The 23790-nt window shown below is 70.3% G+C and carries 18 protein-coding genes; 9 read left to right on the top strand and 9 right to left on the bottom strand.

The genetic code is table 11. The features are described 5' to 3' along the window. Positions 1-212: 212 nt before the first annotated feature. Both PVT71_RS25230 and PVT71_RS25225 read left to right on the top strand, forming a co-directional pair. Positions 213-1079 carry a transferrin-binding protein-like solute binding protein gene (locus PVT71_RS25230; protein ID WP_353476256.1) on the top strand — a complete coding sequence of 289 codons (867 nt, stop codon included), beginning with the start codon at positions 213-215 and terminating at the stop codon, positions 1077-1079. Positions 1080-1081: 2 nt separating this feature from the next. Continuing rightward, positions 1082-2428 (top strand): porin family protein, encoded by a 1347-nt coding sequence (locus PVT71_RS25225; RefSeq protein ID WP_353476255.1) that lies wholly within the window; start codon positions 1082-1084, stop codon positions 2426-2428. Between the two features lie 15 nt (positions 2429-2443). Here the strand turns inward: PVT71_RS25225 and PVT71_RS25220 are convergent, their stop codons facing one another. After that, a complete protein-coding gene (locus PVT71_RS25220) occupies positions 2444-4117 on the bottom strand; it encodes an alpha/beta hydrolase fold domain-containing protein (protein WP_353476254.1) in 1674 nt (557 codons plus the stop codon). A gap of 469 nt (positions 4118-4586) precedes the next feature. Between PVT71_RS25220 and PVT71_RS25215 the strand changes: the two genes are divergently transcribed. Next, the gene (locus PVT71_RS25215) at positions 4587-5372 is read left to right on the top strand and encodes a methyltransferase domain-containing protein (protein ID WP_353476253.1); all 786 of its coding nucleotides are present in this window, start codon (positions 4587-4589) and stop codon (positions 5370-5372) included. A 10-nt stretch (positions 5373-5382) separates the two neighbouring features. Here PVT71_RS25215 and PVT71_RS25210 read toward each other — a convergent pair whose 3' ends face one another. From PVT71_RS25210 to PVT71_RS25200, 3 genes are all read right to left on the bottom strand, one after another. Further along, a complete protein-coding gene (locus PVT71_RS25210) occupies positions 5383-6903 on the bottom strand; it encodes a peptide MFS transporter (protein WP_353476252.1) in 1521 nt (506 codons plus the stop codon). Between the two features lie 789 nt (positions 6904-7692). Further along, complete coding sequence (locus PVT71_RS25205; RefSeq protein WP_353476251.1) at positions 7693-8790, bottom strand: ParB N-terminal domain-containing protein; 1098 nt, start codon at positions 8788-8790, stop codon at positions 7693-7695. Next, on the bottom strand, positions 8787-10091 hold the full coding sequence (locus PVT71_RS25200; RefSeq protein ID WP_353476250.1) for an AAA family ATPase: 1305 nt from the start codon (positions 10089-10091) through the stop codon (positions 8787-8789). The genes PVT71_RS25205 and PVT71_RS25200 overlap by 4 nt, the downstream gene beginning before the upstream one ends. A gap of 781 nt (positions 10092-10872) precedes the next feature. Here PVT71_RS25200 and PVT71_RS25195 point away from each other — a divergent pair. Together PVT71_RS25195 and PVT71_RS25190 are read left to right on the top strand one after the other, a co-directional pair. Continuing rightward, complete coding sequence (locus tag PVT71_RS25195; protein ID WP_353476249.1) at positions 10873-11556, top strand: hypothetical protein; 684 nt, start codon at positions 10873-10875, stop codon at positions 11554-11556. Positions 11557-11700: 144 nt separating this feature from the next. Further along, positions 11701-13821: an FG-GAP-like repeat-containing protein gene (locus tag PVT71_RS25190; RefSeq protein ID WP_353476248.1), complete on the top strand. Its 2121-nt coding sequence runs from the start codon at positions 11701-11703 to the stop codon at positions 13819-13821. 141 nt (positions 13822-13962) lie between these two features. On the opposite strand, the gene PVT71_RS25185 is transcribed toward PVT71_RS25190, so the two are convergent. The 5 genes from PVT71_RS25185 to PVT71_RS25165 form a co-directional block, all read right to left on the bottom strand. Continuing rightward, entirely contained in the window at positions 13963-15312 is a 1350-nt protein-coding gene (locus PVT71_RS25185) for a PepSY domain-containing protein (protein WP_353476247.1), read from the bottom strand. 71 nt (positions 15313-15383) lie between these two features. Further along, on the bottom strand, positions 15384-15815 hold the full coding sequence (locus tag PVT71_RS25180; protein ID WP_353476246.1) for a hypothetical protein: 432 nt from the start codon (positions 15813-15815) through the stop codon (positions 15384-15386). A 62-nt stretch (positions 15816-15877) separates the two neighbouring features. Next, positions 15878-16906, bottom strand: coding sequence for an alcohol dehydrogenase AdhP (gene adhP, locus PVT71_RS25175; protein WP_353476245.1), 1029 nt, complete (start codon positions 16904-16906; stop codon positions 15878-15880). Positions 16907-17080: 174 nt separating this feature from the next. Continuing rightward, the gene (locus tag PVT71_RS25170) at positions 17081-18565 is read right to left on the bottom strand and encodes an MDR family MFS transporter (RefSeq protein ID WP_353476244.1); all 1485 of its coding nucleotides are present in this window, start codon (positions 18563-18565) and stop codon (positions 17081-17083) included. Positions 18566-18746: 181 nt separating this feature from the next. Then, a complete protein-coding gene (locus PVT71_RS25165) occupies positions 18747-19205 on the bottom strand; it encodes a MarR family transcriptional regulator (RefSeq protein WP_353476243.1) in 459 nt (152 codons plus the stop codon). Positions 19206-19316: 111 nt separating this feature from the next. Between PVT71_RS25165 and PVT71_RS25160 the strand changes: the two genes are divergently transcribed. Genes PVT71_RS25160 through PVT71_RS25145 form a run of 4 tightly spaced genes read left to right on the top strand, consistent with a single transcriptional unit; the run spans position 19317 to position 23775 of the window. Further along, entirely contained in the window at positions 19317-21008 is a 1692-nt protein-coding gene (locus PVT71_RS25160; RefSeq protein WP_353476242.1) for an AMP-binding protein, read from the top strand. After that, positions 21005-21817, top strand: coding sequence for an enoyl-CoA hydratase-related protein (locus tag PVT71_RS25155; RefSeq protein WP_353476241.1), 813 nt, complete (start codon positions 21005-21007; stop codon positions 21815-21817). Before PVT71_RS25160 ends, PVT71_RS25155 begins: the two co-directional genes overlap by 4 nt. Next, positions 21814-22716: an SDR family NAD(P)-dependent oxidoreductase gene (locus tag PVT71_RS25150; RefSeq protein WP_353476240.1), complete on the top strand. Its 903-nt coding sequence runs from the start codon at positions 21814-21816 to the stop codon at positions 22714-22716. Before PVT71_RS25155 ends, PVT71_RS25150 begins: the two co-directional genes overlap by 4 nt. Before the next feature lie 39 nt (positions 22717-22755). After that, on the top strand, positions 22756-23775 hold the full coding sequence (locus PVT71_RS25145) for a TRAP transporter substrate-binding protein (RefSeq protein WP_353476239.1): 1020 nt from the start codon (positions 22756-22758) through the stop codon (positions 23773-23775). The last annotated feature ends 15 nt before the right edge of the window (positions 23776-23790 follow it).

Genomic DNA, 23790 nt, shown 5'->3' with positions numbered 1-23790 from the left:
GGTTACCTGTCGAGGCGAGTCCGCACGGCGCGCCATTTACTCCCAAGGGTCTTCCTCTTCCAGGTCTGCCTACAGTTCCGACGCGCCGCCCCCGGCGGAGACGCCAGCCGAAGCCGGTCAATTTCCAACCGGCCGATGGTGACCACAAGCCTTTGACTTTACGTTTTTTATTGTGAGGAATTATGAAATATCTCTTTGCCAGTATGGCCGCTTTGTCTCTTGCTGCCGCCTGCAGCGACGGTCACACCAGTTCCAGCAAGTCGTCGGGCACCACCGGTTTCATCTCGTTCTCCGACGTCGCGACGAAAGGCGACGGCACCTACAGCGCCAGTGGCCTGGCCGTCACCACCAGTTACAAGACCAACGCCGATGGCACCGTCACCAAGGTCAACACCCCGGTGACCCAGGATGACATCACCGCCCTGCTCACCTACGAGGGCGGCGAGCTGACCGGCGTCACCGTGAAGACCGACCAGGGCAAGATCATCCTCTCTGCCGCCAACGGTGACGTCTTCGACGTCACCACCGTCTCCGGCGGGCTGCTGATTGCCAGCGCCGACGGCGACAAGACCCTGCTGATCGCCGATCCCGACAAGCAGGGCTACGAGTACCAGACCTTCGGCACCTGGCAGACCGGGCTCACCGGTACCTCGCGCAGGGCCGGCGCCGGCTCGGTCGGGGCACGCACCTCGGCCAGCCAGATGCCCACCACCGGCACCGCCAGCTACTACGGCGACAGCCTCGGGCAGGTGATCACCGGCGGAGACGTGGCGGTCACCACCTCCTACGTCGCCGTGGACACCGACTTCGACACTGTCGAGGTCTACAGCAGCAACACCGTCACCGCCGATCCGACGACCGGCGCGACCATCGCCACCCGTCCCGACCTCGACTTCTACGCCGAAGGCGCGGTCAGCGGCTCGGGCTTCTCGGCGGACATCGACACGGGCACGCTGACCGGCGCGCTCGACGGGCAGTTCTATGGCGGCAACGCGCAGGAAGTGGGGGGCACCTTCTCGGGCACCACCGCGACCAGCACCTACGTGGGCGCCTTCGGCGCGGTCGACGCCAGCCGCTGACCATGACTGCCCGGACATTCCCCGGGCCGGGCCGCCGGACGCATTGCCGTCCCGCGGCCCGGTCGCTTCCGTGGCGGGCGCTGCCCGTCGCGGTCGCGCTCGCCGCGGTTCTTCTTCCCGCCCCGGCGGCGCAGGCGCAGCAGGGCCCGGCCCCGCTCCCTGTTGCGTCCCCCACCCCTTCCGCCGCCGCCACCGGCGCCGAGATGGAGGCCGGCTTCCAGCAGGCGCTCGCCGCCGTGGTTCAGGGCCAGCCCGATGCCGCCGTGCGGCTTCTGCGCAAGCTGCTCGCACAGGATCCCGGCCTGCTGCGCGTCCGGCTCGAGCTGGCGCGCGCGCTCTTCGAGGCGGGCGACTACGCGCAGTCGCGCGAGCAGTTCCGCATCGTGCTCTCGAGCCCCGACCTGCCGCCCATGGTGCGCACCAACGTGCTGCGCTTCCTGCGCGCCATCGACGAGCGGCAGGGGCTGCGCACGCGCTTTTCCTTCGCGCTCCGCGCCCCCGAGGGCGCCGGGCGCAGCTATGACACCGACAAGGTCGAGGCCGATCTCGGCTACGGGCCGATGGTGCTGACGATGAACCGCGAGGAGGCGCCGCAGACCGGCATCGAGCTCGGCGGGACGATCCGCAAGCAATGGCCGCTGCGCAGCGCCGCGGGCGGCGCCACGCTGACCGGCTACCTGCAGGCCGAGGGCGAGATCTACCAGACCTCGGGCAGCGACTGGGACGAGCTCGGCGCCGACCTCAGCGCCGGGCTGCAGCTCACCTGGCCGCAGACCACCGCCTGGGCCGAGCTCATCGCCGGCACCGACTATTTCGGCGGCGACATGGTCGAGGAACGGCTCGGGCTCGGCGCCGGGGTGAGCTGGCGCAGCGCCGCGGGCCTGACCACGACGCTCGAGGCCGAGCTGGTGGACGTGACGCTCGAGCGCTACCCCGACACCGAGGTGACCCGCGCCAGCGCGCAGCTCTCGGTGATCCGCCCGCTGCGCGGCCGCGCCCAGGTCGCCGGGAGCCTCTCGCTGCAGCACCAGGACGCGGCGCGCGACGATCTCTCCTACGACTATGCCGAGCTGCGCCTCGGCGGGCGGACCGAGCTCGGCGGGGGGTTCCTCATCGAGCCCTCGGTCTATGCCGCCGCCTTCGACCAGGTCGGCGCGACGCCCGGCCTCGGCGAGCCACGATACGAGACCGAGTACGGGCTCGACCTGCGGCTCGACAAGACCGACAGCTTCGTCTTCGGGCGGCTCACCCCCTACCTGCAGATCGGCGTGGCGCGGCGCGACAGCTCGATCGACGCCTACAGCTACGACGACCTGACGATCAGCGCCGGGCTGACCAGCGCCTTCTGAAGCGGCGGCGGCGCCTCAGCGCGCCGCCACCTCCTCCTTGAGCCAGGCGCTCATCTCGCGCAGCCGGTCCTCGGCGGCGGTGCCGAAGCCGATGGCCTGCAGGTAGTCGCGCACCAGCCCGACGCCCGGATCGACCTGCACCGGCACGCCCGCCGCCCGCAGCGCCTCGCCATAGGCGGCACCGCTGTCGCGCATCGGGTCATGCTCGGCCAGCGCGAGGTAGCAGGGCGGCAGCCCCTCGTGGCTGGAGGCCAGCAGCGGCGCGACCAGCGGGTCGGACAGGCGCAGCGTCACGTCCGGGCAATAGCCCGCGTGCGCCGAGAGCAGCTGCGCCAGGGTCCAGAGCGGGCCCTCGGCATATTCCGAGCAGGACGGGCGCGAGGTGTCGAAGTCGCAGATCGGGTAGATCAGCAGCTGCGCCGCCAGCGGCAGCCCGGCGTCGCGGCACATCAGCGCCACCGCCGCGGCAAGGTTCCCCCCTGCCCCGTCGCCGGCGATCGACAGCCGCTCCGGGTCGATGCCCAGCATCGAGGCATGGTCGCGCGCCCAGGTCAGCACCGCCGGAATCTGGTGCAGCGCCGCCGGATAGGCCGCCTCGGGCGCCAGCGCGTAATCCACCGAGATCACCAGGTGCCCCGACCAGGCGGCCATGCGCGAGGTGATGTTCCAGTGGGTCTCGGGGCTGCCCTGCCGCCAGGCCCCGCCGTGCAGGTAGACGACGGCAGGCAGCGGCTCGGGGTCCGGCGGGCGGAACAGCCGCACCCGCACCGGGCCGCTCTCGGTGTCGATCCAGTGCTCCTCGTCGGTCTCGACTCCCTCGGGGCTGGGCAGGCGCAGAGAGCGCGACACGGATTCGAAATGCAGCCGCCGCGTGGTGGCGTCGCCCTCGGTCGGCAGGGTCGCCCAGGTGGCGTCCCAGGTCTCGCGGAAACGGTAGATGTCGGGATGGATGGCGCGGGTCTCGGTCACCGGGCGCACCGCCGCCTCCTCGACCGAGAGCCCCGGCTTCATCACGAAGCGCAGCAGCATGTCGCCGATGTGCCGCCTGAGCTGCTGCTGGCCCTTCGGGTCGAACAGCGAGTCGCCGTAGAGATGCGAGAAGGTCGGCCGGTTGGCGACGTTGAAGAAGGCCAGCGCCGAGATGTGCCAGCGCAGCTCCAGCGCCGTGAGCCCGCGCCGGAACAGCCCCTCGGCGCAGCCGCGCTGGTAGATCTCGTCGAGCAGCCCGACCGCCGAGACATTCTTGCCGGCGATGTCCTCGACCTTTTCCATGTGCGCGGCATTGTGCAGGTTTTCGACCATGACGAGCCGGATGAAATCGGTGTTCTCGGCATGGTGGTCGAAGGTGAATTCCGCCAGCCGCCGCAGCGCCTCGACCGGGTGCAGGCTGGCCAGGTCGAGCCTGTCCTCCGCCGCGCGCACGCGGGCGTAGGTGTCCTCGAGCACCGCGCGGTAGAGCCCTTCCTTGTCGCCGAAGTAGTAGTAGATCATCCGCTTCGAGGTCTCGGTCCCGGCGGCGATGTCGTCGATCTTCGCCCCGGTCAGACCATGCGCCACGAAGGCCTTGCGCGCGACATCGAGGATATTGGCGCGCACCGCTTCGGGGTTCTGCTTCCAATGACGCCGCGCCACCCCCTCGCCATCGCCGTCGGTAGCCGGGTCGCGATTGGTCACTATGACATCCTCCATGAAATCTCTCCATTCAAAATGACGGCCGGGCGCCTTCACCCGGCGGGGCGTCCCGCCCCGGGCCGCACGCACAAGACACATGATCGAGCCGGTACGGGCGCCCATCAAATGGCTCGGGCGCGCCGCGCGGCGCAGAAAATTCACTTCAATTAAACGGTTCGTTCAAAACTCTGCGCCATTTTCCGGCCCCGGACCGGCCGCGGGTTGGTAACACCCCCGGCTTTTCCGGCGAAGACACGACGCACTGCATCCATAGGTATATCGAAAATGCCCCCGCGTCACGAGAAGACGTGAGTTTCCACCACAAAACTGCCTTGATCGAACATTGCCGACCCCGGAGGGCGCCGGCTTTGCGCTGCGCTGCCCGTGACTTGGGCGCGGCCCGCACCGTCCGGCCCGGACCGGCGGCGCGGACGCGGGGCGCGATCCGTGCTACCCTCGTCCCGGCAGCAGAGGGAGGGTGACGACGATGATGGACAAATGGCTCGGGGCGGATGCCTATGAAATGTACGTCGGCCGGTGGAGCCGGAAGGCCGGGCGCGACTTCCTCGGCTGGCTGGACATGCCGGATGGTCTGCGCTGGCTCGACCTCGGCTGCGGCACCGGCGCGCTGACCGAGCAGATCGTGCAAGGCTGCGCGCCCGCCTCGGTCACCGGGGTCGAGCCCTCGCAGGACTTCCTCGCGCTCGCCGGGCGCCGGATCACCGACCCGAGGGTGCGCTTCGTGCAGGGCGACGGCGAGACGATCCCGCTCGGCGACGGTGCCGCCGACTGCGCGGTCTCGGGGCTGGTGCTGAACTTCATCCCCGACAAGGACCGCGCGCTGGCCGAGCTGCGGCGCTGCACAAGCCCCGGCGGGACGGTGGCGGCCTATGTCTGGGACTACGCCGGGCACGCGCAGTTCATGCGCCGGTTCTGGGACGCGGCCGTCGCGCTCGACCCGGGCGCGCAGGCGCTCGACGAGGGGCGGCGCTTCCCGGTCTGCCACCCGGACGCGCTCGAGGCGCTGTTCCGCTCGGCGGGGCTTGGCGAGGTCACCTGCGCGGCGATCGACATCGCCACGCCCTTTGCCGATTTCGACGATTACTGGACGCCGTTCCTGTCGGGGGTCGGCCCCGCGCCCGGCTATTGCGCCGGGCTCGGCGAGGCGCAGCGCGAGGCGCTCCGCGCCCGGCTCGAGCAAGGCCTGCCCACCGACCCGGACGGACGCATCCTGCTCGCCGCGCGGGTCTGGGCGGTCCGCGGCAGCAGCTGAGCCCCCTGCCCTACCGGACCTCGGTGCCGGCGGTCTCTGCCGGGGCCGCCTTGCCCGCCATCGCCCACCGGCTCAGCGGCCAGGACAGCGCGATCAGCACGACCCCGGCGATGGCGCTGCCGTAGAAGAGCTGGTTGAAGAGCCCCGGCAGCGCCGAGGGCGTCTCGGTGTCCATGCCCGCCGCCAGCAGCCCGGCCAGCAGGTTGCCGAGCGAGGCGGCGACGAACCAGAAGCCCATCATCTGGCTGGCGAAGCGCTCCGGCGCAAGGCGCGAGAAGGTCGAGAGCCCGACCGGGCTCAGCAGCAGCTCGGCGCAGGTGTGGATGAAGAAGGTGGCGATCAGGAACAGCGCCGAGACCTTTGCCCCGGTCATCGCGATCTTGGCCGCGGGCACGAGGATCCAGAAGCCGAGGCCCACCAGCACCAGCGCGAGGCCGAACTTGACGAAGACCGAGATCTCCCAGCCGCGGTCCTGCGCCCAGGTCCAGAAGGCGGCAAAGAGCGGCGTCAGCAGGATGATGAAGGCCGGGTTGAGGTTCTGGAACCACGAGGCCGGCACCTCGAAGCCCACGAGGTCGCGGCGGGTGAGGTCCGCGGCGAAGATCGACAGAGACGAGCCCGCCTGCTCGAAGCGCGACCAGAACACCGCCGCCGCGACGAAGAGGATGGCCAGCACGATCATCCGCTTCTTCTCGGAGCCGTCGAGATCCCCGGCGATGAAGATGTTGAGGAAGAACGCCACCGCGATGGTCACGATGAGCACGCCCGTCGCCTGCGCCACGCCCTCGGCGCTGCGCACGTCGATCACCCCGGTGCCGATCAGCAGCACCAGCAGCGCCACCACCGCGCCGGTCACCCCGAGGCTGACCATGTGGTCGCGGTGCCGCGTCGCCGCGTCCACCTCCTTGGGCGGCGGGCGCTCGCCCTTGCCGCGCAGCGAGCGCTGCCCGGCGTAGATGAAGTTGATCAGCCCCAGCGTCATCGCCAGCGCCGCGGCGCCGAAGCCCCAGTGCCAGCCCCAGACCTCGCCGAGATAGCCCGCGACGAAGCCGCCGAGGATCGCGCCGACATTGATGCCCATGTAGAAGAAGGAAAAGCCCGCGTCGCGCCCGCCGACGTCGTCCTTGTCGTAGAGCTCGCCCACCATGGTCGAGATGTTGGGCTTGAGCAGCCCCGTCCCCACCGCGATGCAACAGAGCCCGGCGAGGAAGATCGAGGCGGTCGAGCCCGAGAGCGCGAGGAGGATGTGGCCGATGATGATCACCACCGCCCCGACGATGATCGCCTTGCGCGCGCCCCAGAACCGGTCCGCGACCCAGCCGCCCGGAAGCGCGAGGATGTAGACCGCCGCCGAGTAGATGCCGTAGATCGCCACCGCCGCCGGCGTCTCGAGCCCCATGCCCCCGGTCGCGACCGCATCGACGAGGTAGAGCACGAGGATCGCCCGCATGCCGTAGAAGCTGAAGCGTTCCCACATCTCGACGAGGAAGAGCGAGGGGAGTCCGGCGGGATATCTGGCAAATCTGGACATCAAAGGCCTGCAACGAAATGAATTCATCCACTTTAGCGCGAATTTCCGCTTGGCGCGAAAGAATTGACGGAACCTCGCCCATCGCGAGCGGCGGCTTGCCGACGGATCGCGGGCCGGTGATTCCTTTATTGAACATAATACATGGGAGAGTCTCGTAACCGCCTCCTGTCCCCGCGGGGACACCCGCGAATGGCGGCGCCCGGCGGAGCCCGTCCCCGCGGGGACAGCTATCCAAGTTGGCCCGCCCCACGTGATAAAAGCGGTGTCCCCGCGGGGACAGGGAGTGCTTCGGGCCCGACGACACCCCGGCGTGAGACATGCCGCGCTGTTCTGTCCCCGCGGGGACACTATGAGAGAGAGGCGCAGCCGGAGAGTGTTTGTCCCCGCGGGGACAGCGGCTTTGCCCCCGCCCCGGCCCCCATGCCTCTGGAGGGCGCGCGCTCCCCTCTCGATAGCGGGCCATGGAAAAGGGTGCGCTGCGATCTGTCCCCGCGGGGACACGACCGGGAAGAGCGGCGCCGGATCGTCGCTGTCCCCGCGGGGACAGGCCATGCCGATCACCGGCCGATGTGATCGGGGCGCTGTCCCCGCGGGGACGAAAGGTCCGGTGCGGTGCGGCGATTTTTGTGCTGTCCCCGCGGGGACAGTCTGGCAGGTCGGAGCGGCTCACGGACCTGTCCCCGCGGGGACAGGTTGTTTCGGGGGACGCGGCCTGCGGGGTGCGGGCAAGAAAAAAGCCGCTGTCCCCGCGGGGACAGGGGCCTCGGCCCGGCGCGGCTTTGGCGAGCGTCAGTCGTCGAGCGCGGCCATGAAGGCGGCGACCGCGGCCTCGAGCCGGTGGCGGTCGATGCTCGAGAAGTCGCGCTCCATCGCCAGTTCCACCCGGCCGTCGCGCGCCGCGCAGCGCACTGTCCCCGCGGGGACAGTGCAGCGCAGCGTGGTCTTGGCGGCCGCATTGGCGCTGCTGCCCTTCGGCTTCGGCCCGGCCTTGGGCGCGCTCTTCAGCGCGTCGGTGAGCCGCGCCACCTCGTAATCGGACGAGACCTCGCCCTGCCCGGCCAGCATCTCGCGCAGCCCCGAGGCAAAGCCCTCCTCGTCCCCCATGCGCTTGACGAGGTCGAGCCCGAGCTTGCGGGGGATCGCCTCGGCGTGGCGCAGGTCCTCGCCCAGTTCCTCGATCAGCGTGGCGAAATGCCGGATGTAGCTGCGCTTCTGCCGCCCGGCGGAGGCGTAGAGCAGGGTGATCGCCTCCTCGATGTCGGTGACGCCGGTGTCCTCGTCGCGGGTGAAGGCCAGCGCCAGCTGCGCCATCTCGGCAAAGGAGATGCCGCGGCGCACGAGGTTCTCGTCGACCATCTTGCGGTAGAGATCGACCAGCGCCTCGCCCGAGGCGACCAGCCCCGCGGGGATGCGGGCATAGGTCTCGTCCCCGGTTTCGGCGTAGAGCTCGCGGTAGGCCGAGAGCCGGCGGAAGCCCTGCACCAGCTCGTAATGGTCGCCCACCGGCTCGACGCGGATCGGGTTCGAGAGGCCCACCTCGCGGATCGAGGCCTTCAGTTCCTCGATCTCGGGGTCGGGCCCGGCGGCGCGGTCGCGGGTCAGCTTGGTGGCCCGCACCGCGTCGATCGGCACGAGGTCGGTGATCAGCCCGGCGCGCTTCAGCCGCACGTAGTCATGCGCCAGCCGGTCGTTCTCTTCGCGGATGGCGCGCTCGGCCTCGGCGCGGTCGCGCAGGGCCTCGGCGTTTTCCGTGATCGCCGCCGCCATCGGTCCCCGCCGGGACGCGGGTTTCGCGGGCTCCTCGGGTTTGGGCTTGCGCAGATCGCCGGTGTAGGCCCCGTCTGCCGTCTCGGGGAAGTCGATGTCGAAGCCGCGTCGCTTGCTCATGCCTCATCCTCCAGCTTGTCCCAGGCCACCTGCACGTGGGAGCGGAATTCCTCGTAGGCGCGGTCGAAGGAGGCGCGCGCCCGGCGCCAGGTTTCCCGCGTCATCTCGCGGTAGTCGATCTCGTAGATCGAGCTCAGGAAGCGCCCGGACTGCTCGACCGCGCGGGTCATCTCGATCGGGTGCTCGGTCATCCTGTCCTCCCAGACCTTCTGGAAGGCTTGACGCATCGCGCGGTGCAGCTCGTTGCCGGTCTCGTAGCGGGTGAGCAGGAAGCGGATGTCGAGGAAGGCCTTGGGCAGGGTGAGTGTCCCCGCGGGGACAACCCCCTCGAAGCCCGACAGATCCCCGAGCGCCTCGGAGAGCTGGCCGATGAACGAGGTGGTGGAGTCGTATTCCCAGTAGCCCGGCCCCGAGGGGATGTAGAGCATGTCGGCGGCGAAGACCGCGTTCATGCTCTGGTACCCGATGGCGGGCGGGCAGTCGAAGATCACCAGGTCATAGGCATCGGGCGGCAGGCTGTCGAGGTAGCGGCTGACCGCGGCGAAGAACGACCACTCCGGGTTGAGGTGCCGGTACTGCGCCGAGGCGAACTCGACGAAGGCCGCGTTGGCGCAGCTGGGGATGATGTCGATGGTCGGCCAGGAGGTCGGCTTGATGAAGTCGGCGGCGCGCAGGTCGCGCAGGCCCATCGAGGTGATCGCCTCGGGCAGCTTGCGCTGGGGCAGGGCGGAGCCGCTCTCGGCGCCGCGGGTGGCGGCGTTCATCCGCTCGGTCTCGCGGATGAGGTCGCGCGCCATGATGCCCCAGACGGTGTATTCCTCGGTGACGTCCGACAGGCCCATCGAGTGGCTAAGCGTCGCCTGCGGGTCGAAGTCGACGCAGAGCACGCGGTAGCCGTCGAGCGCCGCGGCATGGGCGAAGTGCAGCGCCACGGTGGACTTGCCGGCGCCGCCCTTGAAGTTCGAGATGGCCACCCGGAAGGCCCGCTTCTTCGCCGGGCGGTAGGGCATCAGGCTCTTGCGGTTGACCTTCAGCTTGCGGCGGATCTCGTTGATCTCTTCCAGCGAGTACCAGCGCTGGCGGCCGTCCTCTTCGACGAGGCCCTGCGGCAGGTGCGGCTCGGCGGCCATGCGGCCCCGCAGGGTCGACTGGTTCACCTGCAGGATCAGCTCGGCCACCTCCCAGCTTGAGAAGCGGCGCAGGGTCTTCTCGAGCTCGGGCGAGAAGGTCTGCTGGCGGATCCAGCCCTGCATCTTCAGCGACTGCGCCTGCAGCCGCGCCAGGTCTTCGTGTGTAAACATCCTGCCTCCTGTCCCCGCGGGGACGCTTTCAATGTCGCGCCGCTGCGGGCGCTTGTTCCGTCCGTCCCCGCGGGGACACTCACCACTCCGCGTCCCCGCGGGGACGCATCTGCTCTTCACTGTCCCCGCGGGGACGCCTTGCTCTCTATACTGTCCCCGCGGGGACAGGTGGACTTCCGGGTCGTCCCGCCGGGGGACTTCGCGCCCTGTCCCCGCGGGGACAGCCCGGTGCGCCTTGCCGATGCGGTTTGTCCCCGCGGGGACAGCCTGATCGGAAGAAACGCGGGACGCTAATTTCCGATGCTCGGGAATTTACGCCGAATTTGCATTCAAGGCAAAACCTAATAGTCTTTGAACGGTGAATCCGCGAATTTGCGTGTCTTCCCTGCCCAGCCTGGTCGAACAGCGTCCTGCAAGGCATGGATCCGATTCGGAAAATCCCGGCGGCGGGTCGGCGGGGGGACCGAATAATGGGGGACACGATCCGGCGTTCCGCTACATATTGGGGGACATTTTTGCCTCAATAGGGGACGTCCTGCATGTCCCCCAATACCAGAATACCCATTTTTCCATTCGGAAAAGGGAAGGGGGGCAAAGCGATCGGACCCCACCGCTTGACAGAATCGAGAAAGCGGACGCAAATAGCTCAAGGTTGGGAAAGAGCGTTGCGTTTTGACGGAAAGCAGCGTTCGCACTCACCGCCAAAGACGCAACAGGCCGCCAGAGCCTGCATACTTCGAGGCACCGCGACACCGCGGAGACACAGGCGAGGGGCAGCAGGATGCTTGCCACGAAAGCGGTCGGGCGCAATGCCTCGGCCCTCAAATACGACTTGCTCACCGTGATGGGGGCCTATGCGCTGGCGCAGGAGAAGGCGCGCCAGGTGCTGGTGCTGCGGCTCATGACGCTGATCACCGCGCGCTACAACTGGGCCCGCGACGAACTGGCCGTCGGCCAGCGCGAAATCGCCCGGCTGTGGATGGTCGACGAGCGCACGGTCAAGCGCGAGATGGCCAAGCTGCGCGCCATGGGCTGGCTGCGGGTGAAGCGCCAGGGCGCGCGCGGCCGGGTCAGCGAGTACTCCCTCGCCATCGAGCGCATCCTCGAGGACAGCCGTGACCGCTGGGGCGACGTCGGCCCGGATTTCGAGCAGCGCCTCTCCGGCAGCGAGGCGCCGGACGAGAAAATCGTGCCGCTCCCGATCAAGGGAAAAATTCCCGCGCCGGATCTCGGCGACGAGTCAGACTGGGGGCTGGCCCGGGCAATCCTGCACGCCGAGGACCCGGCGCTCTACGCCGCCTGGTTCGCGGCGCTCGAGCGGCGCGAGAGGGCAGGGGGGCGGCTGGTGCTGCGTGCGCCCTCGCGCTTCCACGCGAGCTACGTCTCGGGCCATCTCGGGGCGCGCCTGCTGAGCGTCTGCCGGGGCATCGACGCCGGCATCGACGAGGTGCAGGTCATCGCCTGACCCGGCCCCGCGCGGCGGCCCCGGAAGCTGCGCGAAGAATTGCCGACCGCCATCGGCGAGTTGACGCTGGGACGCCGTCAGCGCAGTCTGTGAGCGTATTCTTTAATGCTATTTTTCAGATATTCCTTTTCCGGAGGCATCCGCATGCCCGCGACTTCCTTCATGGCGTCGGTGTTCGATTTTCCTGACTTTGCCTTTGCCGCACCCATCGGACCCGGGCTGACCGAAGCCGAAACCCTCACCATCGCAAACGGTTACACCATCGCGGCCAACCCCCATGCCTCGGCAGAGAGCTATCTTCAGGCAAGCGGCGCCAGCTCGCGCGCGGGCGGGATTTTCGGCGGCACCGCAGGGCTTTACGACCTTTCCCTCAGCTATTTCGACGAGAGCGACGGCCGCTCCTACATGGAGGTGCTGGTGAACGGCGCGGTGGTCGCGGCGTTCGACTGGGAGAGCGCCTCGGGGGCGGCGATCGTCACGAAGGCGTCGGCGGCCGAGACCACGGTCAGCGGGCTGGTGCTGGCGGCGGGCGACGTGATCGAGCTGCGCGGGCAGGGCGATGGCGGCGAGCCGCTGCGCACCGACGCGATCGGCATCCGTGCCAGCGCCACCCCGGCGCTCGGCGAGGGCTTCGTCATCGAGGCGGAGGACCTGCAGATCCTGTCGGGCTTCACCGTCGCGGGCAATGGCGCCGCCTCGGGCGGGCAGACGCTTCAGCACACGGGGGGCGGCACGGCGCGCGCGGCCTACACGGTGCAGCAGGCGGGCAGTTTCGACCTTGCGATCGGCTATTTCGACGAGAGCGACGGGGCCTCCTCGATGCAGGTGCTGGTCAATGACGCGGTGGTCGCCGAGTTCGACTGGGACGCGGCCACGGGCGCGACCATCGCCAGCACGCAGAGCCGCGCCTCGCAGGTGATCGAGGCGCTGGACCTCGCGGCGGGCGACGTGATCGAGCTGCGCGGGCAGGGCAATGGCGGCGAGCCGCTGCGGGTGGATTACCTCGAGTTCAGCGCGGTCGAGGGCGGCTCCGGCGGGCCCGTGCCGCAGGTGCGCTCGCTCGATCTCGCCTTTGCGCGGGACGGCGAGATGCGCATCGCGCTGAATGACGGCAGCGGCCACTTCACCGAGCAGGCGACGGGGGTGCCTTCGGGCGACGGGCTGCGCATCCTCGACATGGATGGCGACGGCGACACGGATTTCTTCTCGGTCGCGATCACCAGCGATGTCTTCCCGGCGCCGGAGTATTCCGATCTGCCGCAGGAGATCAGCTTCGAGCTGACCACCACGGTCTACGAGAACGACGGCACCGGCAGCTTCACCGCGCATAGCACCACCGAGAGCTTCGGCCTCACGCTCAAGTCCTACCCGAGCGGCTGGCTCGAATACGCGACGCAAGTCCTCGAGTTCGGCACGCCGGGGGACATGGACGGCGACGGCGACATCGACCTGCCGGCCTTCTCGGTCGCCGGCGAGGCGATCGCGATGTTCGAGAACGACGGCGAGGGCAGCTTCACCCTGCGGCTGATCGACCTGCCGTCCGGGCTGCCGGAGCCGGGCTATTACGGCAACGCGCTGATCCTCGCCGACATGAACGGCGATCCGCTGCCGGACCTGCTGCTGAGCTCGGACTACGAGCTGAGCGCGACATGGGTGCTGATCAACGACGGGGCTGGCGGCTTCGAGACGGCGGGCTACATGCAGCAGAGCGACGATGGCAATGCGCTCGAGACGGTGGCCGATCTCGACGGCGATGGCGACAACGACGTGATGTATCTCGCGGTCAGCGAGGGTGGGGGTCTGTTTTCCTACCTCAACGACGGCACCGGGGCGCAGGCGCCGGGGGCCGGTCCAAGCTTCTACGGGGCCGAGAGCCCGGGCTTCTTCGTGGTCGGCAATTTCGATGCGGAGCCGGGGCTCGAGGTGGTCGCCGCGGGGATCGACGATCCGTCTCAGGGCTTCGAGCCGGGGCTGCGGGTCTTCGACATCACCGGGACCCCGGACGGGCTCGGGATGGAGATCGTCTCGTTCGATCCGGCGATCCGGGGCTCGGTGCGGGAGGCGGCGGATTTCGACGGGGACGGCGACCTCGACATGCTGCTGACCACGCGGGACGCGTCGAGCGAGGTGCTGGTGCTGTTCAACGACGGGGCGGCGAATTTCACCGCCGTTCCGGCCGGCGTGGCGGAGGTTCCCGCCGAGGTCCGCCAGTTCGGGGCCGATGTCTACACGGGGTATTTCGACGATCCGATGATGGTCGCCTGACACGGGGGGACCGACACAGGGATGCGGGGCGCCCGGTTGCGGAACCGGGCACCACGCGGGGACGGGGGCACCGCACCCCCGGGGGGCCGGTCGCGTCCAGGCGCGGCCGGCGTTCTCCTGTCCGGGGGCTCCCGGGGCGGCTCAGGCCGGGCGGGGCTGGCGGCTGCGCAGGTGCACCGCGATCTCGACCGCCGCCAGCAGCAGCATCGACAGGCCGACCAGCGGGAAGAAGACCCCCGCCGCGACGGCCATGACCAGCAGCGTGCGCGGGATGCGCCAGTCGGCGGGCACCTGCGGCACGCCGAGCGCGCCCGAGGGGCGGCGCTTCCACCACATCACCGCGCCCGAGACGCAGAGCCCGACCATGGCGAGGCAGGCGAGCAGCAGCACGACCTGGTTCACGAGGCCCCATTCCTGGCCCATGTGCACCGAGATCCCCCATTCGGCCCAGCGGCCGAGCGTGCCGAGATCGGCAAGATCGGCGTCGTAGAGCACCGCGCCGCTGTACTGGTCGAGGTGGATCACCCGCTCGTAGGTGATGTCGTCGGGGTAGACCGAGGCGGTGAAGACCCCCTCCGGCCCCCGCGGCATCGACACCGAGTAGCCGGGCACGATGCCGCGTTCCTCGACCGTGGCGACCACCTGGTCGAGCGTCTGCGGCACGCCGCTGGCTGTGCCGGACAGCGGCACGGGCTGTTTCTCGATGATCCAGGGGGCGCGGTCGGTGGCCTCGGACAGCGGTACGGTCGAGGCGGGCAGGCCGGACCAGTAGCCCTCGGGCATGCCGAGGCCGAGCGCGTTGGCGGTGTCGTAGAACTTGGCTCCCCAGACACCCGACCAGGGCAGGCCGGTCATCGCGAGGAAGACGATGAAGACCCCGGTGTAGATCCCCGTGACCGCGTGCAGGTCGCGCCACCAGGGACTGCCGCGCGTGGCCTTGATGCGGGTGGTCCCAAGCCCCTTGCCGCGCGGCCACCAGAGGTAGGTGCCGGTGGCGACCAGCAGCACCATCCAGCCTGCTGCGGCCTCGATCAGCCGGTTGCCGAGCCAGCCGACGTATTCCAGCGAGTGCAGCTTGCGCACCACGTACATCGCCGGGCTCCCGGTGGCGCCGCCGTCCCAGAGCGTGCCCAGCACCTCGCCGCTGTAGGGGTTCACGTAGACCGTGTTCTTGAGCCCGTCCGGCCCGAGGATGTCGAGCTCGGCGCTGCGGTCCGCGGCGGCGGGCGGGGTATAGGCCTTGAGCTCGCCGGGATGCGCGGCGAGCGCGGCGGCGGCGAGGGCCGAGGGGGCGAGCATCTCGCCCGCCGGCGCGACGAGGCGCAGGCGGCTGTAGGCCGCGTCGTTGATCTCGTCCTTGAAGAGGTAGATGCCGCCGGTGACGGCGAGGATCAGCAAGAAGGGCAGGACGAGCAGTCCCGCGATGAAATGCCAGCGCCAGACGGCGCGGTAGAGCGCGGCGGAGGCCGCGCGTCGGGTGGTGTCTGTCATGGGGTCAATCCGAAAGGCCCGCCGGGGCGGGGTCTGAGAGGGGCAGGCGAAAGGCCTGCGGCGCACAGGTCTCAGATCGGGGTCGGAGGGGCTCTCGGGGCATGGCCGGCGTCGCGCGCCTGTGCGGCGCGGTGGCGGTCGGCGCTCTGCCGCCAGCCGTCATGGGGCTCCAGCCGCGCCTCGCGCCCGCCGGGCGAGAGGGCAGGGGCCTCGGGCAGGCCGTGGCAGAAGGGGCAATGGTGATCGTGGCCCGCGTGCGGCTCGTGGCCCGCATGGGCGCCGTGCTCCCCGGGCGGGGCATGGCCGGGGTGGCCGGAATGGCCCACCTGGTCGTCGCGCGGGGCGCAGAGATCCCCCGGCGCGAGGCCGAAGGCAAGCTCTGTGGCAAGGCGCGCGGCTGCCTCCCGGTCGGGCGCCATCAGCCCGGCCGAGGTCACGCCGGTCAGGGCCAGGAGCAGGGCCAGGACGCAGGCGAAGGCGGGAAGGACGCGCCGGATCGACATGGAAGCTCACATGCCACGGCGCGCCCGCCCCGGAAAGCGCGAAAAGGTCGCAGCGCGCCGCGTCAGATCTCGAGCACGATCCGCCCGTCGATCTGCCCGGCGCGCATCTTGTCGAAGATCGCGTTGATGTTCTCGAGCCTGTCCCAGCTGAAATGCGAGGCGACCTTGCCCGCCCCGGCGAAGGCCAGCGCCTCGCGCAGGTCGTTGCGGGTGCCGACGATCGAGCCGCGCACGGTGATCCGCTGCAGCACGATGTCGAAGATCGGCAGCGGGAAATCCCCCGGCGGCAGGCCGACCAGCGCCATGAAGCCGCCACGGCGGAGCATCCCCACCGCCTGCGCGAAGGCGGCGTTCGACACGGCGGTGACCAGCACGCCATGCGCGCCGCCGACCAGCTTGTGCACCTCCTGCGCCACGTCCACCTCGGCGGCGTTGAGCGCGATCTCGGCCCCCATGTTGCGGGCCAGCGCCAGCTTTTCCTCCGAGATGTCGACGGCGATCACCCGCAGCCCCATGGCCACGGCGTATTGCACCGCCATGTGGCCGAGCCCGCCGATGCCCGAGACGGCGACCCACTGGCCGGGCTTGGCCTCGGTCTCCTTGAGGCCCTTGTAGACGGTGACCCCGGCGCAGAGCACCGGCGCGGCGGGGCCCCAGTCGAGCCCGTCGGGCAGTATCCCGACGAAATTGGCGTCGGCGAGGACGAACTCGGCATAGCCGCCGTCCACCGTGTAGCCGGTCATCTGCTGATCGGGGCAGAGCGTCTCCCAGCCGCCGACGCAATGCTCGCAGCGGCCGCAGGCGGTGTGCAGCCAGGGCGCGCCGATGCGGTCGCCTTCCCTGAGGTGGGTGACCCCGGCGCCGATCGCGGCGACCTCGCCGACACCCTCGTGGCCGGGGATGAAGGGGGCGGTGGGCTTCACCGGCCAGTCGCCCTCGGCGGCATGCAGGTCGGTGTGGCACACGCCCGAGGCGCGCACCCGCATCAGCACCTGCCCGGGGCCGACCTGCGGCACCGGCACCTCGCGGATTTCCAGCGGCTGGCCGAGCGCCGGGACGACGGCGGCCTTCATCGTCTTGGGAAGGGACATGGCAATCTCGATTTTTGAAAATGAAGGGACTCTCTGCGCGGCAGCAGAGCCCCCTCGGGGCGCAAAATCAAGATCGCCGGGGCGAGGCAGGGTGTCGCGGGGCAGGAGCGGCGGAGCGCCGCCGCCGCGCGGGGGGAACCGGCCGGGTGCCTTGCCCGGCCGGACGTGCCGGGCTCAGTGCGCCGGCATCTGCGGCTTCACCACCGGCGGGCGGCGGACGAAGAAGCTGGCGGCGAACATCACCAGCGCGATGAGCGCTCCGGTGACGAAGCCCGCCCGCACGCCGGACGCCGTGGCGTCCACCAGCTCGGCGCCGCCGGCCATCTCGGCGCCGATGCGGATCGACATGATCGACACGAAGAGCGCGATCCCCGCCGCGCCCGCCACCTGCTGCACCGTGCCCAGCACCGCCGAGCCGTAGGAGTAGAGCTCGCGCGGGAGCGAGCCGAGCGCCGAGGTGAAGAGCGGGGTGAAGAGCAGCGCGAGGCCGATGCTCAGCAGCATGTGGCTGGCGAGCACCTGCCAGACCGCGCTCTGGGTGCCGAGAAGCGCCATCGAGCCGAGCCCGGCGAAGACCAGCACCGCGCCGGGGATCACCAGCCGCCGCGCGCCGATGCGGTCGAAGGTGCGCCCGACCCAGGGCGCCATCAGCCCCATGGCAAGCCCGCCCGGCAGCAGCAGCAGGCCCGCCCCGAGCGGCTCCATGCCCAGCACGTTCTGCATGTAGATCGGCAAGAGGATGATCATCCCGAAGAGCGACATCATGCAAAAGCCCATCATGATCACCGCGACGGTGAAGACCTTCACCCGGAAGGTGCGCAGGTCGAGCAGCGCGCGTCCCTGCGGCGCGAGGCGCACCTGACGCCTGACGAAGAGCACCAGCGCGACGAAGCCCACCGCCAGCGGCAGCCAGACCGGCACGCCGCCGCTGCTGTCATGGCCCGCGGCCTGTCCCTCGCCCAGCGTCGAGAGCCCGTAGACCAGCCCGCCGAAGGCCAGCACCGACAGCGGCACCGACAGCAGGTCGAGCGGGGTCTTGCGCGGCTCGGAGACGTTCTGCAGCCGGGCTTGGCCGAGCGCCAGCGCGCCGAGCCCGATCGGCAGCACCAGCCAGAACATCCAGCGCCAGTCGAGCAGGTTGAGGATGATCCCCGAGATGGTCGGCCCGATGGCAGGGGCGACCGAGATCACGATCGAGATGTTGCCCATGGTCTTGCCGCGGCTCTCGGGCGGCACCAGCGTCATCACCGTGGTCATCAGGAGCGGCATCATGATCGCCGTGCCGCAGGCCTGCACCACCCGGCCGAAGATCAGCATGCCCAGCCCCGGCGACAGCGCGCAGATCAGCGTGCCCGTGCTGAAGAGGCCCATGGCCATGGTGAAGACGGTGCGCGTCGGCAGGCGCTGCAGCAGGAAGCCGGTGATCGGGATCACCACCGCCATGGTCAGCAGGAAGGCGGTGGTCAGCCATTGCGCCGCGTTGGCGGTGACGTTCAGGTCCTTCATCAGGCGGGGCAGGGCGACGCCCATGATCGTCTCGTTGAGGATCACCGTGAAGGCCGAGACCAGCAGCAGCAGGATGACGAGGCGGTTGCGCGCCGCGGTTTCGGGATCGGAAACGGGGGCGGGGCCACCGGCGGAAACGGGGGTGCTCTGCATGGTCGCAATCTCTTGAAGTCGGGCGGGACGGCACCGGGCCGGACAACAGGAGCCGGGGCCGCGCACAGGGGGACCCCCGCTTGGTAGGCGCGTGTGCCGCGTGGCGCAAGGCGCAATCGGACCTGCGTTTTTGCACCGGCGCGCCCCGGCCGATGCGCGGGCGCGCCCCGGCGGGATGGCGTCAGGAGAGGTTGTCGATGAGCCTCTGCAGCACGCGCAGGCCGCAGGCGATCTCGTCCTCGGTCATGCCGCGGGTCATCTCGGCCTCGTAGCGCTGCGCCTCCTGCATGAGCTGCGCCACCACCTCCTCGCCAGCCGGGGTCAGCCAGATGCCGTTGACCCGGCGGTCGAAGCCAGACGGGCGGCGCTCGATCAGCCCGTCGGCGGAGAGCTGGTCGAGGATGGTCACGAAGCTCGAGCGGGGCAGGGCCACCGCCTCGGCGATGCGGCTCTGCGGCTGGCCGGGATGGGTGCGGATCACCTGCAGCAGGCCAAGGTAGCGCGGCGCGCGGCCATAGTCGGTGAGGCGCTGCTCGAAGCCGCGGAAGGCGAGGATCTGCGCGAGGCGCAGCTTGTAGCCGAGCGTCGCCTCGGCCTCGCCGGCGTCGAGACGCGGCTGGATGTCTTCCCCTTCGCCCATGGTCGCACCCTCTCGCAGATTTTGTTTTACTTCGAACAGTTCTGTTACGTACAGTACCTCATGGACCTCGTCCATGCATAGTCGACTCGGAGGAGGAACGCGTCGATGGGAATGGCCGCCACAGGGGAGGCGCACTGGCTGCCGGACGTGTCCGGCGCGCCGCTGCGCGAGACGGTGCTCGGGGCGCTGCTGGCCGAGCGGGCGGCGGCCTTGCCGGAGCGCGCCGCGCTCATCTTCGACGAAGCCGGGTTCCTTGCAAGCTGGACCTACGCGCAGCTTGACGCGCGGGTGACGGAGCTTTCGAAGGCGCTGCTGGCGCGCGGCGTCGCGCCGGGCGAGCGGGTTGCGGTCATGTCGGCGAACTGTCCCGAATGGGTGCTGCTCGAATACGCGCTGGGGCGGATCGGGGCGGTGCTGGTGACGGTGAACCCGTCGTTCCGGCAGGGCGAGCTTGACTACCTGCTGCGCCAGGCGCGGGTCTCGGCGCTGTTCGCGGCGGGCAGCTTCCGGGGCTTCGACCTCGGGGCGATGCTGGCGCAGATGCTGCCGGGGCTCGACGGCGGACGGCCCGCGGGCGCGGACTATCCCGACCTGCGCCTCGTCGTGCGGCTCGGCGCGGCCGCGATCCCCGGCGCGCTGCCCTTCGACGCGCTGTGCGCCGCCGCGCCGGAGGTGAGCGACGCGGCGCTGGCCAAGGTGGCGGAGGCGGTCCGCCCGGGGGACGTGCTGCAGATCCAGTTCACCTCGGGCACCACCGGCAAGCCCAAGGGCGCGATGCTGACCCACCGCGGCACGATCAACAACGCGCTGCTGGCGGCGGCGCGCGCGGGCTACCGCGAGACCGACGTGATGGTCTCGGCCATGCCGCTCTTTCACACGGCGGGCTGCGTGTGCAACGTCATGGGGATGCTCGCCGCCGGGGGGTGCCTCGTCGTCATGGCCGATTTCGACGCCGAGCGGATGCTCGACCTGATCGAGCGCCACGGCGGCACGGTCACCAACGGCGTGCCCACCATGTACATCCGCCTGCTGCAGGACCCGCGGCTGCTGGCCGGGGGGCGCGACCTGTCGCGCTGGCGCATCGCCTACACGGGCGGCACCTCGATCCCGCCGCAGCTGATGCTCGAGTTGCACGCGCGGATCGGCTGCGAGCCGGTGATCATCATGGGCATGACCGAATGCAGCCCGATCATCACCCAGACCGAGCCCTCGGAACCGCTCGGGCAGCGGGTGCTGACGGCGGGCGTGCCGCTGCCGCATGTCGAGATCCGCATCGTCGATCCCGAGAGCGGCGAGACCCGGCCCGTCGGCCGCGAGGGCGAGCTGCAGATCCGCGGCTTCCTCGTGACCGCGGGCTATTTCGACATGCCCGCGCAGACGCGCGAAACCTTGAGCGCTGATGGCTGGCTGAAGAGCGGCGATCTCGCCGCCATGGACGCCGAGGGCCACCTGCGCATCCTCGGCCGGATCAAGGACATGCTGATCCGCGGCGGCGAGAACATCTACCCCGCCGAGATCGAGGACTGGCTGATGCAGCACCCCGCTATCGCCGAGGCGCAGGTGGTCGGCGTGCCCGACCCGGAGTTCGGCGAGGAGATCTTTGCCTTCGTCGTGCTGCGTGCCGGGCAGGGGCTGGAGGCGGGGGCGCTGCGCGACTGGTGCCGGGCGCGGATCGCCCGCCACAAGGTGCCGCGCCACATCGCCTTCATCGAGGCGACGCCGAAGACGGCCAACGGCAAGGTGCGCAAGGTCGACCTGAGGACGATGGCCGGAGAGATGCTGCAGAAGGATGCCACCGCATGAGCGCGCCCCACCTGATCGAGGAACGCCGCGGCCCGGTGCTGCTGCTGACGCTGAACCGGCCGGCGGTGCGCAACGCCATCTCGCCCGAGATGGCCTGCCGGCTCGCCGATGCCTTCGCCGCCTTCGACGCCGATGACGCTCTGCGCGTGGCGATCCTGACCGGGGCGGGGGACCTCGCCTTCTGCGCGGGCGGGGATCTGGGGCGGACGCTGCCGCTGCTCTCGGGCGACCGCGCACCCGAGGATGACTGGGACCGGCGCTTCCTGAATGACCCCGAGGTGCAGGACCGCTCGGCGCTGCGCCGCAACGTGCCCGCCAAGCCGGTGATCGCCGCGATCAACGGGCTCTGCCTTGCCGGCGGGATGGAGACCATGCTGGGCACGGATCTGCGCATCGCCTCGGAAGACGCTGTCTTCGGCCTGCCCGAGGCGCGGCGCGGGGTCATTCCCTTTGCCGGGGCACTGGTGCGGCTTGCCCGCCAGATCCCCGAGCCGGTCGCCATGGAGCTGCTGCTCACCGGCGGCACGATCGACGCCGCCCGCGCCCATGCGCTCGGGCTGGTCAACCGCGTGGTGCCGCAGGGCGAGGTGCTGGCGCGGGCCTTCGAGATGGCCGAGGTGCTGGCGGCGAACGGACCGGTCTCGCTGCGCGAGATCAAGCGGGTGGTGCTGGGCAGTTCCGGCCTGCCGCTGGACGAGGGCTTTGCCATGGAGGACGAGGCCAAGCGCATCGTCATGGCCTCGGAGGACGCGCGCGAGGGGCCGCGCGCCTTCATGGAGAAACGCCGCCCGAGGTTCGTCGGGCGATGAGCGGGGCAGGCGGGATCCGGCTGGACGGGCGCGTCGCGGTGGTCACCGGCGCGGGGCAGGGCATCGGCCGCGCCACGGCGCTGGCGCTGGCCGCGGCGGGCGCCTCGGTGGTGGTCAACGACATAGGCGCCGGGGCCGCGGAGGCGGTGGCGGCCGAGATCGGCCCGCGCGCCGTGCCTTGCGTTGCCGCCATCGGCACGGCGGAGGCGGCCGAGGCCTGCGTGCAGGCGGCGCTCGATCGGTTCGGGCGGCTCGACGCCTTCGTCTGCAACGCCGGCATCCTGCGCGACCGGGTGCTGTGGAACACCAGCGACGAGGATTTCGACGCGGTGATCGCCACGCATCTGCGCGGCAGCTTCACCTGCGCCCGTGCCGCCGCGACGCACTGGCGCGCGGCGGGGCAGGGGGGGCGGCTGATCCTGATGTCCTCGATCGCCGGGCAGCGCGGCAACTTCGGCCAGACCGCCTATTCCGCCGCCAAGGCCGGGATCGCCGCCATGGCGCGCACCTGGTCGATGGAGCTCGCCCGCGCCGGGGTCACGGTCAATGCCGTGGTGCCCGCGGCGCTGACCGCGATGACCGCCACCATTCCGGCGCTCGCCGGGCTGACCGAACAGGCGGCGCGCGGCGAGGCGCTGGACGCGGACGCGCGGCAGCGGATGGGGATCGGCGGGCCGGAGGACGTGGCGCCGCTGGTCGTCTACCTTGCCTCGGCGGCCTCGGGCGCGGTCACCGGGCAATGCATCGGCATCGGCGGCGACCGGCTCAGCCTCTGGGCGCATCCGGTCGAGGCCGCGCATGAGATTACCAACGGCGGGTGGAGCGCGGACGGCATCGCCGGCGCGCTCGGAGGAGCACTCGCCGGATCCCTGCAATCGGTGGGGATCGAAACGGACTGACGGCCCGGGGAACACCGGGCTCTTTTAGGGAGGAAGACCATGAAGACACTGACCATCGGAGCGGCGGCCCTGCTCGCCCTCGGGACCACCTGCGCGCAGGCGCAGGAGGTGACGCTGCGGCTGGCCCACTGGCTGCCGCCGCAGCACGCCGTGCCGCAGACCGGCATGCAGGAGTGGATGGATTCGATCACCGCGGACTCGGGCGGCACCATCAAGTTCGAGGTGTTTCCGGCCCAGCAGCTTGGCGCGGCGCCGGATCACTATGACATGACCCGCGACGGCATCGCCGACATCGGCTACGTGAACCCCGGCTACAATGCCGGCCGCTTCCCGATCTACGAGCTGGTGGGCGTGCCCTTCCTTGCCACCGACGGGCCGAACGCCGCCAAGGCGATCCATGAATGGTACGCGGGCGACTATGCCGCGAAGGAGATGGGCGACGTCCACTTCTGCCTCGTCAACCCGCACGAGCCCGGCCGCTTCCACGGCAAGACCGAGATCAAGGTCCCGGCCGACGTGAAGGGGCTGAACGTGCGCCCGGCGCATTCCACCATGGCGCGCTTCGTCGCCTCGCTCGGCGGCGCCTCGGTGCAGGTGCCCGCCCCCGAGGCGCGCGAGGCGCTGGCGCGCGGCACCGCCGACGCGGTGACCTTCCCCTACGAGGCGATGAAGGTGTTCAATGTCGCCGAGGAGACCAAGTTCCACAACGACATGCCGCTCTACCTCTCGGCGCAGGTGCTGCTGTTCAACAACGACAGCTACGGCGGGCTGAGTGCCGAGCAGAAGGCGGTGATCGACGCGCATTGCACGCCGGAATGGTCGAAGAAGTTCTCGGAAGGCTGGGCTGTCTACGACAAGGGCGTGCGCGAGGAGATCCTGAGCAACCCCGAGCACACGGTCTACACCCCCACCGCCGAGGAGGTCGCGCTCTGGCGCGAGGCTGCGGTGCCGACGCTCGAGGCGTGGAAGGCGGACGTGACCGCCGCGGGCTCCGATCCCGAGCCGATCCTCGAGGGGCTGCGCGCGGCGCTCGACGCCAACGGCGTGCTCTACAAGTGAGGCCAACCGGGGGAG

The sequence above is a fragment of the Salipiger sp. H15 genome (assembly GCF_040409955.1).
Classification (GTDB): domain Bacteria; phylum Pseudomonadota; class Alphaproteobacteria; order Rhodobacterales; family Rhodobacteraceae; genus Salipiger.
Note: the sequence above shows the minus strand (reverse complement) of the source record. Positions and strands in the feature narration are given on the sequence as shown.